At 68.9% G+C, this 14199-nt stretch carries 13 protein-coding genes and 1 pseudogene; 4 read left to right on the top strand and 10 right to left on the bottom strand.

Features of this window, described 5'->3' with window-relative positions; translation table 11 throughout:
- Positions 1-51: 51 nt before the first annotated feature.
- On the bottom strand, positions 52-1014 hold the full coding sequence (locus tag OG912_RS05590; RefSeq protein WP_443060949.1) for a glycoside hydrolase family 11 protein: 963 nt from the start codon (positions 1012-1014) through the stop codon (positions 52-54).
- Between the two features lie 447 nt (positions 1015-1461).
- On the opposite strand from OG912_RS05590, the gene OG912_RS05585 reads away from it, so the two are divergent.
- Positions 1462-2306, top strand: a protein-coding gene (locus tag OG912_RS05585; protein ID WP_443060948.1) for an IS5 family transposase whose coding sequence is annotated in 2 segments (ribosomal slippage) — positions 1462-1818 and positions 1821-2306 — 843 coding nt in all. Because the reading frame shifts where the segments join, the coding sequence is not laid out codon by codon here.
- Between the two features lie 14 nt (positions 2307-2320).
- On the opposite strand, the gene OG912_RS05580 is transcribed toward OG912_RS05585, so the two are convergent.
- Positions 2321-3055 (bottom strand): hypothetical protein, encoded by a 735-nt coding sequence (locus OG912_RS05580; protein ID WP_327708446.1) that lies wholly within the window; start codon positions 3053-3055, stop codon positions 2321-2323.
- An 84-nt stretch (positions 3056-3139) separates the two neighbouring features.
- Here OG912_RS05580 and OG912_RS05575 point away from each other — a divergent pair.
- Positions 3140-3292: pseudogene (locus OG912_RS05575) on the top strand (SDR family oxidoreductase); the annotation flags it as partial.
- A gap of 326 nt (positions 3293-3618) precedes the next feature.
- Positions 3619-4020, top strand: a complete 402-nt coding sequence (locus OG912_RS05570) for an MFS transporter (RefSeq protein WP_327708445.1) — start codon at positions 3619-3621, stop codon at positions 4018-4020.
- Between the two features lie 430 nt (positions 4021-4450).
- Here OG912_RS05570 and OG912_RS05565 read toward each other — a convergent pair whose 3' ends face one another.
- Genes OG912_RS05565 through OG912_RS05545 form a run of 5 tightly spaced genes read right to left on the bottom strand, consistent with a single transcriptional unit; the run spans position 4451 to position 10050 of the window.
- Positions 4451-4897, bottom strand: a complete 447-nt coding sequence (locus tag OG912_RS05565) for a hypothetical protein (protein ID WP_327708444.1) — start codon at positions 4895-4897, stop codon at positions 4451-4453.
- 17 nt (positions 4898-4914) lie between these two features.
- On the bottom strand, positions 4915-5997 hold the full coding sequence (locus tag OG912_RS05560) for a hypothetical protein (protein WP_327708443.1): 1083 nt from the start codon (positions 5995-5997) through the stop codon (positions 4915-4917).
- Complete coding sequence (locus OG912_RS05555; protein ID WP_327708442.1) at positions 5994-7964, bottom strand: hypothetical protein; 1971 nt, start codon at positions 7962-7964, stop codon at positions 5994-5996. The genes OG912_RS05560 and OG912_RS05555 overlap by 4 nt, the downstream gene beginning before the upstream one ends.
- Positions 7965-7987: 23 nt before the next feature.
- Positions 7988-8743, bottom strand: coding sequence for a toll/interleukin-1 receptor domain-containing protein (locus tag OG912_RS05550; RefSeq protein ID WP_327708441.1), 756 nt, complete (start codon positions 8741-8743; stop codon positions 7988-7990).
- A 14-nt stretch (positions 8744-8757) separates the two neighbouring features.
- Complete coding sequence (locus OG912_RS05545; RefSeq protein ID WP_327708440.1) at positions 8758-10050, bottom strand: helix-turn-helix domain-containing protein; 1293 nt, start codon at positions 10048-10050, stop codon at positions 8758-8760.
- 294 nt (positions 10051-10344) lie between these two features.
- Between OG912_RS05545 and OG912_RS05540 the strand changes: the two genes are divergently transcribed.
- On the top strand, positions 10345-10653 hold the full coding sequence (locus OG912_RS05540; RefSeq protein WP_327708439.1) for a hypothetical protein: 309 nt from the start codon (positions 10345-10347) through the stop codon (positions 10651-10653).
- A gap of 42 nt (positions 10654-10695) precedes the next feature.
- Here OG912_RS05540 and OG912_RS05535 read toward each other — a convergent pair whose 3' ends face one another.
- The 3 genes from OG912_RS05535 to OG912_RS05525 form a co-directional block, all read right to left on the bottom strand.
- A complete protein-coding gene (locus OG912_RS05535) occupies positions 10696-10929 on the bottom strand; it encodes a hypothetical protein (protein WP_443060947.1) in 234 nt (77 codons plus the stop codon).
- A 338-nt stretch (positions 10930-11267) separates the two neighbouring features.
- Positions 11268-12572 carry a BNR-4 repeat-containing protein gene (locus OG912_RS05530; RefSeq protein ID WP_326739366.1) on the bottom strand — a complete coding sequence of 435 codons (1305 nt, stop codon included), beginning with the start codon at positions 12570-12572 and terminating at the stop codon, positions 11268-11270.
- A gap of 261 nt (positions 12573-12833) precedes the next feature.
- On the bottom strand, positions 12834-14141 hold the full coding sequence (locus OG912_RS05525; protein WP_327708438.1) for a sugar ABC transporter substrate-binding protein: 1308 nt from the start codon (positions 14139-14141) through the stop codon (positions 12834-12836).
- Between the last annotated feature and the right edge of the window lie 58 nt (positions 14142-14199).

Raw genomic sequence — 14199 nt, 5'->3', positions numbered from 1 at the left:
GGCGCGGCCGGACGCGTGGTGAAGGAGAGGGTCGCTGCGGACCCGGTGGGATCAGCCGGCGCTGCAGGTGACCGTGGGCCAGGTCCAGGATCCGTTGGCCTGGATGGTCGCCCCCCAGTTGTTGCCGCTGCCGTTGGACTTGGCCACGAGGGTCTGGCTGTCCGGGTAGCTGGTGCTCACGTTCCAGGTGGACAGCACCTTCTCGGGCGAGGGGACCTTCATGGTGACGGTCCAGTTGCCGGCGCCGGAGACGGAGACGTTCAGGTTGTAGCGATCGCTCCACTTGTCTCCTGCGGAGAGCGTCGCGCTGCAGCCGCCGGAGCCGCCGCCTGTTCCGCCACCGCCCGTGCCGCCGCCGGAGCCGCCCTCGCTGACGGTGATGTTGGAACTGCCGCTGCTCTGGTAGCCCTCGGTCGCCATGATCATGTAGTTGAAGGAGCCCATGCTCATGCCGTGGCTCGACCAGGCGTCGAAGTGGTTGCCCGTGGTGATGGTGCCCCCCGTCCGCTTCGACTGGCGGACGCTCCAGTACTGCTTGAAGGTCTTGGTGCCCTCGATCGAGGGCTGGTTCACCCGGGTCGTCTCGTAGATGTCGTAGGTGCCCCCGTCGCTGGTGACCGTGCCCTTGAAGGTGCCGGTGGGGCGATACGTGCCGAAGTTCTCGACCACGTAGTACTCGACCAGCGGGTTGGTGGTCCAGCCGTAGAGTGCGAGGTAGGCGTTGCCCGACGGGTTGAAACTGCCGGAGTAGTTCACGGACTTGCGTCCGCCGGTGCTCCACCCCTTGCCGCCGACGAAGTTGCCGACGTTGCTCCACTGGTAGCCGTAGTTGCCGCCCGAGCCCAGCGTCATCGACACCGAGCCGCCGCCATCGCTCCAGTGCGAGTAGTAGTAACCATTGTTGGTGCCGGTCTGGTTCGAGTTGATGACGGTGTCGGCGCTGGCGGCGTTGGGCAGCAGCAGCACGGCGACCGCGGCCAGGGCGATCGCCCACGAGCTTCTCAGCAGGGTCATGAAGCGGCCTGGTCTGCGTCTGCGAGGCGATGGCACGGGTGCGCTCATGTTGGGTTCCTCCAGGGGCAGTTACGTAGGAGTGATGCCGGGCGGGTCGCTGCCGTCTCCCCCAACGCAGAGGCCCTGAAGCGTGGTTGGGCTCGTCTGGGAGTCGGTGGTGGTTGTCCGGCCCGATCACGGAGTCTTGATCTGCCCCCGACAGCTGTCAATAGTTTCGGCAGATGTTGCGAAACCTTCGGTCTCGCTGGGGATGTGCTCTTGATGTTGTGTTTGCAGGTCAGTGGGTATATCGAGGAGGTGGATGGTGGTGTCGGTCGGTCGCGGTGAAGGGGGTGATCCATTTTGAATCATTGAACTCTTCGAAACTTTCGAGCCTGCTCGCATTCTCGCTGCGGCCCAGGGAGACCTAGGCCGTTTCGTTTGGATCATCCGATCGTTGGCCCGGGTATGCCATTGACTGATGCGCAGTGGGTGCGGATCGAGCCGCTACTCCCGGACCGGGCACCGAAGCGCGGTGGACGGTGGCGGGATCACCGAGAGGTGATCGATGCGATCGCCTGGAAGTTCCAGACCGGATCACAGTGGGTCCATCTGCCGGAGAAGTACGGCAACTGGCGGGGTGTCTACAACCGTCTGCGGAAGTGGGCCGCCGACGGAACCTGGGAGCGAGTGTTCACCACGCTGCTGGCCCAGGCCGATGCTGAAGAGAATCTGATCTGGGCCGTCTCGGTGGACTCCACGATCGTGCGCGCTCACCAGAATGCGGCCGGAGCTCGCAAAAAGGGGCCCCGGTTGGCGAGCCAGATGACCATTCCATCGGCCGGTCTCGCGGTGGGCTGACCACGAAGATTCACCTCGCTGCTGACGGGAATTGCCTGCCGATGGCGTTCGTCCTCACGGCCGGACAGGCCGGTGACGCACCCGCTTTCGCGAGGGTGATGGCTCGCCTGCGTGTCCCGCGCCGGCGCGGCAGACCTCGCACCAGGCCGGATGTGGTCCTGGCCGACAAGGCGTACTCCTCACGCGCGATTCGCGATCACCTGAGCAAGCGCGGCATCCGAGCGGTGATCCCCGTCCCTGCGGACCAGCGCGGCCACCGCCGGCGTCGAGGCAGCCGCGGGGGTCGGCCACCCGTCTTCGACCGCGAGGCATACAAGCAGCGCAACACCGTCGAGCGGTGCATCAACCGCCTGAAGCAGTGGCGCGGCATCGCCACCCGCTACGAGAAGACCGCGACCATCTACCTGGCCGGACTCCACGTCGCCGGCATCTTCCTCTGGTCCGCCCATTGACCGTGCCGGACTGGTCAGCTGCAGTCGGCCAGGAAGCGACCTTCGCGGTGGTCGGAGCTGATGAAGACAAATCCGCTGCCGTAGCCAAAGTTGAGAAAGAAGGGATCCTCCGCGTCCTCGCCCCGGTCGGCGAACTGGCAGAGGAACAGCCAGGAATCGTCGTCGAGGCCCCAGGCATGGCCGTTGGGCAGTACAGCCGTGCCGCCCAGGAAGTCTTCGGGCTCGTCGCCGGACGGCAGGTCGACTTCCGGGCCCTCGTGCCGCATGTAACTCCACCACGCGGAGTGGTGATTCGCTGCCGCGTCCGTCTCGGGCGGCGTAGGGTCCAGGTCGACCAGCCACTCGACAGGGATCTCCGTCTCGTCGTGACCCCAACGCCACAGTGATCTTCCTCGGGTGCCGCGAGGCCCGATCACTGCGAACGAAGGCACCCTGCCGTCAGGCTGTATGAGCACGACGGCCTCGCCGGAGGTCGGATGCATGCCCATGACCCGGTCGTCCTCCTCCAGGAACAGGTACGCCAGACGCACCTCGTCCCCCGGCACTCGGAACTGGCCGATGAAAACCAGCGGCTCCCCGGTCTGTGGATCTACTGGCCATGCCGGCGCCTCAAGCCACACGGGCTGCCCTCCGAACTTGGACACCGGCTCCGTCACAGGCTCGTCGGCTTTCCGCAGACTTATCTGCAGCCGAGGCAGGAACGCAGCTTCGTAGGGGCCCTGAGCTTGACCCGTCGGTCGCGAGATCACATCCGGACCGTACGGCACGGCACTGACACAGCACGCGAGACCGTCACAACTGGCAACTCCCATGATCCCAACGAAACGCCCTAGGCCGACCGGGCCGAGCAGGTGAAGAAGGAGAACCCGCTCGGCAGGCTCGTGGAGGCCGGTGAAGTGGCGGCCGCCGTGCTTTACGTCACCACGTCCGCGGCCGGGTCGGTGGTCGGCAGCGATCTCGTCGTCGACAGCGGCTCATCGGCCTGACGGCCACGCCACCGGCGAGCGGACCGGCACCCACCTGCCGGGATCCGATCCGATCGCCCCTGTGCGCGGCGCACGACCTGTGCCCGTCAGGGGTGTGCGCCGTGCACGTGTACCGAGAGCCGCCGCTGTCTATGGTGCCGCCACCCCTCATCCCGGGGGCCTTAGCCTGGTCAGGCCGGAAGGACAGCCGATGAGCACCACGAGAGACACGGACCGGGGCGCCATGCCCGCCGTGGCCAAGGCGGACCGCCCCGTCGGCGCGTGGTTCGAGAGCATGCCCTTCGGGCGGGCGCACCTCCTTGCCGCCGCCGCCTTTTATGGCCTTCGTGATCGAGTCATGGGAACAGCTGGCCCTGGTGTACGTGTCGGGGGACCTCGGCGGCGCCTTCGGCATCGACGAGTCCGCGATCGGCTGGGCCCTGTCCGCCGTGGCGCTCGGCATGATCCCGGGCAGCCTGGTGTGGGGGCCGGTGTCCGACCGGATCGGGCGGCGTTCGGTCTGCCTGTGGTCGCTCGCCGCGTACGGAGTCATCGCTCTGGCCAGTGCCTTCTCGCCCAACTTCACCGTGCTCATGGTGACGCGGTTCGTGTCCGGGCTGGCGCTCGCCGGCATCTACACGGTGACGTTCCCCTACTTCCTGGAACTCCTTCCGTCCCGGCTGCGCGGCCGGGCCGCCGTCTATCTGTCCATCGCTGGCCCATCGGTGTCCTGCTCGCTGTCGGCGTGACCCAGGCCCAACGCGCAGGCCGTCGTGGTGGACGCGAGCGGCGGCCCCGTCCGCTGTCTCACGCTCGTCGACGGTGAGCCCGCCCGGCACGAGCGCGGCCGCCGCGGTCGTCGCACCGCTCGGCCCGGCCCTCGGGAAGCCGCTCACGTGCAGCGCTCCGGGTCTCGACCCGGCGGATTGCAGGAACGGCGGAGCCGCAGTCGCCCGGCGAGGCGTCAGTGAAGCCGATACGGTCGGCTGCGGTCAACACGGCGGGTTTCTTCCCGCCTCGTGCAGCGAACGAGGCGGGCTTCGAACCAGTCACAGACAGTGCGGGGTTGGGCGTCGCAGGAGTTGCAGGAGTTGCAGGCGATTCAGGAACTTCGGGTCTCGCGGGCGAGATCATCGAAGAACGTGGAGAGCTGGACAGCGGACCCACTGCCAAATCGTCTCAGTCCTGCGCGGGCAGGCCGGGGCCCTGGACGTGGAAGGTGAGCCCGGTGATCCGCCCCGACTGGATCACCGGACCGTGCTGAACTCCGCCGTTGATGGCGTTCCGTACGGGTACCGGCCGGGCCGCAGGCGTACTGGCCAGCTGTTGGAGGGAGGACAGCACGTCATGCAGGTCGTCGATGGTTGCGGAGTCCGTCTGGAGAAGCCGGTACAGGCCGGCGTGCCATCGCTCCGTGATCTCACGGGTGGCTTGCGAGTCGTCGGCGTCCCCGGCCAGCAGTCGGGCCCTGTCGGCATCCAGACCGGCGACCGTGGCGTCACCTGCACCGATACGTGAGAAGAGTCGTCCGACCAGGTCACGCGCCTGGATCCAGGAGTCGGTGACCATGAGCGAGACCAATGTGGTTGCTCCCGACAGGGCGAGAGCGGCGAACTCGGTTTCCATTGTTTCCTCCCTGAGGATCAGACCCCGGGTGTCGGAGGGGTCGCGCCGCCGGTGCCGGCCGTCGGCTCTCCGTCGTCCGGAGTGAAGACCGCCGGCGGGTCGAACCGGTGCACCAGATCGTCAGCCGTCTCATGCTGGTCCTGGTCCCTGATGGCGTCCGCGAACTGTTTGGCCAGCAGCCTCCGCTGGGTGTCCCCGTCCTCAAGTCCGAGGGCGTTCAGCGCGTCCGCGAGGTGGTCCGCGGCCGTCGGTGCCCGGTCGGGGAGGGCCACCAGTTGATCCGGTGGCGCCTCGCCGTCCTGTTCCTCACGTGGCTGAGGGATGAGGTTTTGCAGCCGTTCGGGAACGTCGGTGTCGTTGGCCGCGGATGTGAGCCGGGCGAGCAGGCCGAGATCTTCCACTGTCCTCTCCACCTGTTCGTCGTTCTTGGCGAGCCACCAGACCACGGCGCTGCCGGTGTCCTTGAGTACGTCTTCGCCCAGGTACTTGCGCTTGCTCTGCTCGTACTTCCGCTGGTGCTCCCAGACCGCCTGGTCCTTGCGCACCCCGGCAAGGCTGTCCAGGCGTTCCTGGTCGTGTTCGTGCAGGGTGAGCCGGACGTCCTCCGCCATGGCCTGCAGCCGACCCGTGCTGTCGGGAAGCGGCGAGCTGAGCGCACCGCTCAGCTCGTGCCGGACGAGAGAGACCCGACCGGGCTCCCGCTGCTCGGTGATTGCCCGGGCACGTTCCAGTACGGCGTCGACGGCGAGGCCCGCCGGATTCAGCAGGCAGCCGTGGCCTGAGCCTTCGTCGGCGTACCAGCGAACGGTTGCGGAGAGCAGGAAGTCGTAGTCGGCCCATCGACTGGGTAATGCCACTCGGCTGACGTGGTGTTCCATGCGTTCGATGGGAGGCGCCGTGAGGTGTTCCTCGAAGGCGACCGGCACCGAGCCACGGCGCAGCGCGGCAACTCTGAAGGCCGTGGCCGGGGCCGCCAGGAGGAGCGCCGCCAGGATCGGCCATGCCCACGTGGGCCACTGTTCCGTCAGGCCGAGGATGGTCAGCACCAGACCGCACAGGATGGTGAGGAAGACGGTTGTCGTCTTGCGTCCGGTGGTCATTGTTCGGTCCCCCTGGGTGATGCCGGCTGCGGCGGCGTGATCGGCCGGCTGCGGCCCTGGGCTGAGCTGATTCTCTGAAGCAGCAGGTCGGTGGTGAGCGCGGCGCGCGAGGATCCGCCGGGCGCGGTGCGTTCGGCATCTCGGGCGCTCGCGTAAAGCGCGGCAAAAGCCGCACCGCGTCGGCCCTCGCACCGGTCGGCGGCGCCGACGAGGATGTCGAGAAGCAGGCCGCCTCTGTCTCCGGCGTCAACCGACGCATGGAGCCAGCGTTCCGCGTACGGTTGCCATGTCGGCCGGGGCAGTCGGTCGAGTACGGCATGCCAGCAGGTGATCACCGAAGACTGCACGCTCTTCTCCTCCACCAGTGCGCGCCCGTTGTCATACGGGTCGGTCAGCGCCTCGGCGACGCCGACCCGCAGGAAGATGCCGAGGTCGGCCTCGGAGGGTACGGAGCGTGTCAGGCGGTGGAGCAATCTACGCCGCAGCCGGTGGCTCGACTCCACCAGTCCACTCAGCGCTTGCTGTGCGCCGGCGTGCTCGCGGTGCGCCAGGTAGTACAGCCGGAGCATGGCTTGGTCGGGGTGGCCGGCCGCGATGACATCGGCACAGACCCGGACCAGGACCTGGGCGTAGCCTCCCCTCAGCTGTTTGTTGGCGCACCACTGGTAGATCTGGCTGCGGAAGGTCCTTGCGTGAGCGGGATCGCCGAGACCGCAGGTGAGCGCCTGGACGGCGGCCTCCAGCCCGGCCCTGTTCGTGGCCGTCGAGCCCCACGCTTCGGCCAGCGACGCCAGTTCCTCCGCGCGTCCGGTCCGCAGATACTCCCCTGAAAGTTTCGCCACGAGGCCGTCGCGCAGCTCCTGGGTGACGTACGGGCTGCTCAGGGCCACGCTTCGTGCGGTCCAGGTGCCGAGATGCTGACGCAGGTCGGGCATGTGGTCCCAGAAGTGGGTTCGGACCGCAGAGTCGTAGTCCAGGTCCCTGAACCGCACGTGACCGTCCTGCCCGGCACCGGCGGAGATTTCCACCAGGCGCTCGGCGAGATCCTTGCGCTGGAGCAGCGGGAGATCGTCGGGTGGCGAACCAACGGTGCGCAGCAGGAGCTGAGCGGCATGGTGGATGACGTCGGCGTGAGCGCCGTGGAGCATGGCGACGCTGATCAGCAGTGCGCGCTGGGAGCTGTCACGTAGCGTGGCGACGAGGGTGGCGACCTCTTCCCGCCGGTCGGCCTGCGCCTTTCGGGCAGCCGCGCACCACTGCGTGAACTCCTCGCCCGGCACGCCGGCCTCGCGTGCCCGCCGCACCAGGTCGGCGAAGTCCGCGACCTCGCGCAGCGGCCGCTCCTCGTACAGGAACTCCGAGACCGTGGGGTCGGGGCGGAGATACTGCTCGGCCGGCACGCCGTGCATGCGCAGGTGCCGCCGCAGGACCTGATCACGGCTCGGCTGCAGGATCTCGACCCGGTACCGCTGGAGGTCGGCTTCGAGGGTTCCGCCGTGCGGCATGACGACCACGAGATGGGCGTGCTTCTCGTGCACGGCCTTGCGGAGGGCGGAGAGGTCGGCCCGGGAGGCGGCCCACCGGGCTGGGTCGGCAGCCGACAGATCCAGCAGCAGCCGGTCGCCTGTTCCGACCAGCTCCGGGTCGCCGAGGGGCAGTTCACCGTCCTCTTCCGGCAGGAGTTCGCGGAAGGCACCCATGTCCTCGTGGTGTTCGCGCAGGAGGACACGGGCCGCGCACGTCCGGCCGCTGCCGGGTGCGCCGTCCAGGATCACGGTGCCGGTGTCCACCAGTTCGGAGCGGGCTCTCCCCATGCCGGGCGGGGCGACCAGCACGCGCCGCAGCCACACGAGCTGGTCGTCGGCGACACGGGTGAAGGAGGGTCTGCCCATGGCCTGCTGGTCGGCGAAGACGGTGAAGTTGATATCCCCGTTGCCGTTGTGCTGTGGCCCGGTCGTGCCTGTCACCCACGTTGTCCTGCTGGGTTCGCTCACCGGTCGTCGGCCTCGTGCCCGTCGGACTCACCGAACCGGTGCCGGACGTCGCCGTGGTGATTGCCCTCGAAGTAGGTCATCCCGTTACCGGAGAAGTGCCGGCCGCCCGACACATGGCGGGAGTTCTGGTAGATGTCGCCCTGACCCGTGTGGACGGGCCCGGCGGATCCCTTGATGACGGTGCCGCCGACGTCTCCGGTGAAGTCACGGCTCTGTACCGCGGTTCCGCTCACGTCCCCGATGGAGTTGGTCACGGAGCCCGGTGCGAGCGACGAGGCGGTGTCCCGGTCCCGGTCGTGCAGCCCGGGGACCATGTCGGCCACCACGTCACCGAGGCGCTTCAGCCCCGTCTCGGCGTCTTGTGTGCTGAACGGTACGGACTGGATGTCGGCGAGCCGGGCCAGCTCGTCAGGCAGGTCGCCCGCGTTCAGCCGGTCGGTCTTTCTGCCGTCCAGTACGGGGATGACGGGAAGCTCGCGGGCGAACGCCTCCATGATCTCCTTACGGACCCAGTCCTCCGGATCGCGCAGCCGCTTCTGGAAGTTCGTCCAGTCGGGGCCGATGACAGCCAGGAGAACCGCGCTGCGATGCAGACCGGTCAGCAGTTCGTCGGGATAGGCCCGGCCGGGGGCGATGGACTTCGATGCGCGGAAGATCCGGTCGCTGCCGAAGCGGCGCGACAGCTCCTGGTCGATCAGGGCGGCGGTCTTCTCGCCGTCCCCTGTGCGGTAGTTGATGAATACGTCGGTCATGTCGAAGCCTCTCGTCAGGAAGTGGGAGGGCGCGTCAAGGTGCCGAGCCGCGGAGCGAGCCGGCGTACGGCAGAGTGATTCGGGTGGCGGGCCAGGAGGCGGGCGAGGCGCCGAAGGTCGATCGTGACGGTCGCGGACCGGACCGCGGCCACCCCGTCGAGCAGCGGCTCCGTCACCGCACAGGCGTGATCGATCTCGCCGCCCGACGCATAGGCCAACGCCCGGCGTACGCCGTAGCGCACCTGGGTGCGGACCGCGTCCCGGGAGACCAGGGCGAGCTGCCGGTCCAGTTCCTCGGCTGCCTCCCGCGGGCGGCCGAGGTCGACCAGGCACCAGCCGGTGACCATGCCGACCGAGTCGGGCAGGTGCATGCTGCCGATCACCGGTGCGCCGGCGCCGCCGTCCTGGCGGGCCAGGAACGTACGGGCACGGTCCAGAGCACGCAGGCAGGCGTCACGGTCTCCTGCCAGCGCATGCCCTTGAGCCTCACGTTGCGCCGCCAGTCCGCGGATCCGCGGTGGCAGCGTGCCACTCTGTGCCCGCTGCGCCAGGACGACCGTCTGAGCCGCGTCGTCCTGGTACAGCGTGATCAGGGCCCTGCGGACCAGCGCGTAGCCACTCAGGGTGCGGTCGCCGCCGGCAGCTGCCAGATCCACCGCACGCTGCGTCCACCACAGGGCCGCAGGCTCGTCCCCTGTCTCCTGCATCAGCCAGCCCACGTATTCGGCATACCGGGAGCCGAGCGCCAGCAGATCCCGGCGGGTGCCGGCGTCGACGTGCGCGGACAGTTCCCGCAGCGTGTGGGTCTGGGCGATCAGGCCGGGAAGCAGGAACCCGGGCTCGACGCCCTGCCCCAGACGCCGGTAGTGGGTGAACAGGGAACGGGACGCTTCCAGCATTCCCGCACCCGCAGACGGGGTGATCGGGCCGGGGCCGCCCATGGGTAATTTCATCAACGACGCGGCGCCGGCCCCCACGACCTGTCGCCGTCCCACGGGCTGGAACCAGCTCGGGCCGTCCGGTGACAACTGCATGGTCCACTCCTCCTCGGTGAATCCGTCGGGCGTCTGCACAGGCGGTGTGTCGGTAGCGGGTCCCGTGGACAGGGCGACAAGTGCTCCGTCGGCCCGGAGGGCGGCGTCGCAGAGTCGGACGAGATCGCGGCTGGGTGCCTTGATGCCTCGTTCGACCTTGCTCAGCTGCGCCTTGCTGTAGTGCACGGCGGCAGACAGTGCGGTGAGACTGAGTCCTGCGTCCAGACGACGCCTCCTCAGCTCCTCGCCGAACCCGGTGGACGGCTGTGGCACGGGAACCTCCAGAACGTCCGTCCGGGCGAAGGCGTTCGCAGGAAAGAGTGCGGCAGCCGCAGCCGGGCGGACAAGGTGAACGGTGCTGTTTCCCGTTTCCTTTTCCGCAGGTGAGGGGCGCTACTCCCGTGAATCGGGGGGCCGTTACCCCGGTGGGGGCACACGTGTGCCGCTCGTGCGCCCCCCATCGGGTTCGAAGGGGTTGGGGCAAGCCCGGAACCGGAATTGACCTCAACTGCGCTTGTGGTTCTAGGTTCGGACGCACCGATGCCGACGTACACGAGAGGAACGACCATGAGGACACTGGTGCTGGGGAGGACGCCCGCCAGGGTGACGGATGTGCTGTCCACGCTGCGCGCGGACGGATTCCACGCCGAAGGAGTGAGTACCGACGCGGAGGCCCGAACGCTGTTGGAGGCAGAGGAGTTCGGGGTGCTGATCATCGGCGGGGGAGTGGAGCCCGGCCCCCGTGCGGCGCTCAAGCGGATCGCGGCGGAACACGGGGTCCGGCGAGTGATCGACGGCGCGCTGACGGCGCCGTTCGACGCCTACGTGCGGCGGGAGTTCGAGCCGCTGATCCGGGACACCGCAGCCGAGGCGTGACGGCCATGACGGGCTCCGGGCTGACCGGGTGCGCCGCCCGGCTCAGCGGCCCAGGGCGGTCTCCCGGTCGACGCGGGACAGCTTCTCAGGGTTGCGGACGGCGTAGAGCCCGGTGATGAGGCCGCCTTCGAGGCGTACCGCCAGGACGGAGTCGATCTCGCCGCCCGTACGCAGGATCAGGGTCGGGTTGCCGTTGACCTGTGCGGCCCGTACGACTCCGCCGCCGTCGGTCAGCAGTGCTACGTCCGGGGCGATCAAGTCCAGCAGGTGCTTCAAGTCGCCTGTTTCTCAAGCCTGTTGGAACGCTGCGAGCGCACTGCGCGTCCGGTCCGGTGTGCGACCTCGCACGGTCGGCGCGCCGCGACGTGGGCCCCAACCGGCTCGGTGTGATCCTCGACAACCAGGGCGGCGCCTGCGAACCCCGGCGTTCTCGCCACCTTCGCCGGCTGGTCGCCATCGACGCCGCCCGGCCGGTCCGCGGCCATTGCGCCCCGGGCCGGCCCAGCAGCACAGTCACTGCCGGGCCGGGCCGGCCCGGCAGTAGGCCGGTCACCGGTCACCGGTGCGTCATGCGCACCGCATTCCCGCTACCGGGGGCGCGGGGGAGCAGGGGCTCAACGGAGCCCGTAATAGAGCGAGTTGTGCGCAGTGTCCGGTAGGTACAGCACGTCGTTCCCGTCCGAGTCGCGCCGCACCGCGAGCCGGTCCGCGCTCACGCCCGGAGCGGCCGACTGCGACGTCCATGTGGTGCCCGGCCGGGTCGCGGCGAAGACGCGGTCGGTGCCGGAGCCCGTCACGTAGTAGACCCGCCCGGCGTCCGTCTCGTCCCAGGTGATGCCGAGGGCCGCGGTGGTCGGGCCGCCGGCGTACACGGTCTGGTGGATCCAGTCGCTGCCGCTCGGATACGCGTAGTACACACGGAAGTTGCCGCCGCTGTCGGCGGAGCGGTAGCGGTAGGCGACCTTCGGTGCGGAACCGTCGAGGGTGAGCTTGGCGCTCTGCACCGCCGGTCCCGTGTACGCGTTGTCGATGCTCCATTCCTCACCCGTGGTGAGCTCCTGGATCACGTCGGACGTGGCGGGGGTCACCGGCGTGGTGACGGCCGCCCCCGTGCTGTCCGCGAAGGCGCCGGTCGACGGGTCGTAGCGGAGGTAGGAGAGCTGGTGCCGGAAGGCGGTCGCAGGAGCCTTGGCCCACTCGTACAGGAGGTGTACGCGCCCGGCCGCGTCCACCGCCAGGTCGTCGGGGTACACGGAGCGGTTCAGCGCGCCGGCGAAGGTCGCGACCACGCTCCAGCGTGATGCGGCGTTGTCCCAGCGGTACAGCTTGCCGGGGCGCTGGTCGGATCCGGCGCCGACGCGGGCGGCCAGGTACAGATCGCCGTTGGGCGCGGTGGTCACGACCGGGTAGGTGATGGCCTCGCCCTGGTCGGGCAGTTCGGCCGAGTGGTCCGTGACGTCCCCGCCGGGGGCGTCGGTGCGGAAGTAGCGCCACGGGTTGGCGTGCATGGAGGTGAACACGTGCAGACGGCCGCTGCCGTCGCGTGCGACGGAGGGCTGGTTGTGGCCGTTGTCGTCGGGGAACTCGGCCTGCTGTCCGTTCGTGGCGAGCAGCGGCAGGCGGCTCCACACGCCGTCCGGGTCGCGCCGCGCGATGGCCGGACGGTGCGTGGCGGCCGTCGAGCCGGGTTCGTTGAACGCGAAGTACGTGTACTGGCCGCGGCCCTTGTAGGTGGCGGCCGGCGTCCACCAGGCGGCCTGGTTCGACGAGTCCATCGCGTACGGGACCTTCTCGATCACCGTCGCCGCGGTTGCTGCGCGGTCCGTGCCGGTGGCCTGGGCGGCCGCCTGGCCGGGCGTGAGCAGGGCGGCCAGGGCCGCGGCCGAGGCGGCGTACGCGCGTGCCGTGGGACGTCGCAAGGTGAGCTCCTTCGCGGGCGTGATGGTGGGGGGACGGGAGCGGCCCAGGGGGCGGTCCGTCCCTCCGCTGCGCCGGAAATTTACAACAGATCCCACATCGTGAATAGAGATTGCACAATGAGGATTCGAGATACTTCAGGGGGAAGTTGTATGCGGCTTGGTGAAGGGCGCTGGGTGAAGGCTGTTCCGCCTTCACCGCATGGCGAAGGGCCCGGTGAAGGCTGATCCCCTTCACCGGGCCCCGGGCCGCCGCGTGCCGTCTCAGCGCTTGATGAGCGCCGCGACCTCCTCGCCGGCCTTCTTCATCGCGTCCTTCGGCTTCGACTTGCCGACCAGGACGGCCTGGACCTGCTTGGCCACGGCCTCCTCGATCTGCGCGTTCTGCGCGAACTGCCAGAACGGGCTGCCCGTCGCCGTCTTGGTGATCTTCTCGGTCCACTCGGTGGTGAACGTGTCCTTGGCGACCTTCGGGTCGGCCAGGCCCGCCGTGGTGGACGGCGGCAGGGCCCGCGTCGCGAAGTACTCCGAGGTGGTGGCCAGGTCGGAGGTGGTGTGCAGCGCGAACTGCGTGGCCGCGTCCTGTCCCTTGCCGTTGACGATCGCGATCACACCGCCCCACAGCAGCGCCTGCGGCCTGTCACCGGAACGCAGCACCGGGCGCTGCATCGGCTGCATCGCGTCGGCCAGTGTCTTGTCCTTGGACTGGGCCGAGGTCACGCCCTTGCCGATGACGGCGTCGTCGTAGAACGCGGCCTTCCCCTGCCCGAACAGGGCGCGCGCGTCGAAGCGGTCCACGTCTGCGGCGATCAGCCGCGCGTCGTGCAGCTTCTTGTACCAGGTGACCGCGTCGACGGAGGCGTCGTCGCCGATGGTCACCTTCTGGCCGTCCATGAGCGTGCAGCCGAAGGTCTGCATCCACGGGAAGATGTCCTTGAGCTGCGCGACCTTGGTGGCGGCGGCGTAGGGCACGACCCCGCCGCCGAGCCCCTTCAGCGCCCGGAGCGCGTCCTCGAACTCCTCGACGGTGGTCGGGTGCTTCTTGATGCCGGCCTTCTCCAGGAGCTTGGAGTTGGCGATCACCCCGATCGAGCCGGTGTTCCACGGCAGGCCGTACTGCTTGCCGTCGTACACGCCGCTCTTCAGCGCCACATCGGTGTAGCCGCCCTTCGGGGCCACGGAACCGAGGTCGGCGAGCTTGCCCATCTGCGCCACCGCGGCGAGCCAGGCGATGTCGAGGTGTATCGCGCCGGTGGTCTCACCGCCGCCGAGCTTGAGGGTGAGCTGGCTGAGGTACTCGTTGTACGGGTACGAGACCGCGCGGACCTTGGACTTCTCGGCCTTCTCCCAGGCGGCGATGATCTTCTCGATCGAGGGTCTGGCGGCCTCCTCGTTGAGCGACCAGGAGGTGAAGTCGAAGTCCTTGGACTTCGTGTCGCCTCCGTTGGAGGAGCTGCCGGAGTTGGAAGGGGACGGCGCGCAGGCACCGAGCGCGCCGACGCCGGCCACACCGAGGGCGCCGATGCCGAACATGCGCAGCGCGCCGCGGCGGCTGATGCCAGAGGTGGTCATGGTTTCTCCATGGGGAGTGGGCGGAAGGGGAGGAGCGTGGGGGAGGGTGCGGCAGGAG

The sequence above is a fragment of the Streptomyces sp. NBC_00464 genome, assembly GCF_036013915.1.
GTDB lineage: Bacteria > Actinomycetota > Actinomycetes > Streptomycetales > Streptomycetaceae > Streptomyces.
This window is presented reverse-complemented; position numbering and strand designations above follow the sequence as displayed.

What these genes read in the sequence shown, in the direction of transcription:
- OG912_RS05525 (WP_327708438.1), bottom strand. Translation starts at nt 14,141, where the DNA reads ATGACCACCTCTGGCATCAGCCGCCGCGGCGCGCTGCGCATGTTCGGC.
- OG912_RS05590 (WP_443060949.1), bottom strand. Translation starts at nt 1,014, where the DNA reads ATGACCCTGCTGAGAAGCTCGTGGGCGATCGCCCTGGCCGCGGTCGCC.
- OG912_RS05560 (WP_327708443.1), bottom strand. Translation starts at nt 5,997, where the DNA reads ATGACCACCGGACGCAAGACGACAACCGTCTTCCTCACCATCCTGTGC.
- OG912_RS05565 (WP_327708444.1), bottom strand. Translation starts at nt 4,897, where the DNA reads ATGGAAACCGAGTTCGCCGCTCTCGCCCTGTCGGGAGCAACCACATTG.
- OG912_RS05540 (WP_327708439.1), top strand. Translation starts at nt 10,345, where the DNA reads ATGAGGACACTGGTGCTGGGGAGGACGCCCGCCAGGGTGACGGATGTG.
- OG912_RS05550 (WP_327708441.1), bottom strand. Translation starts at nt 8,743, where the DNA reads ATGACCGACGTATTCATCAACTACCGCACAGGGGACGGCGAGAAGACC.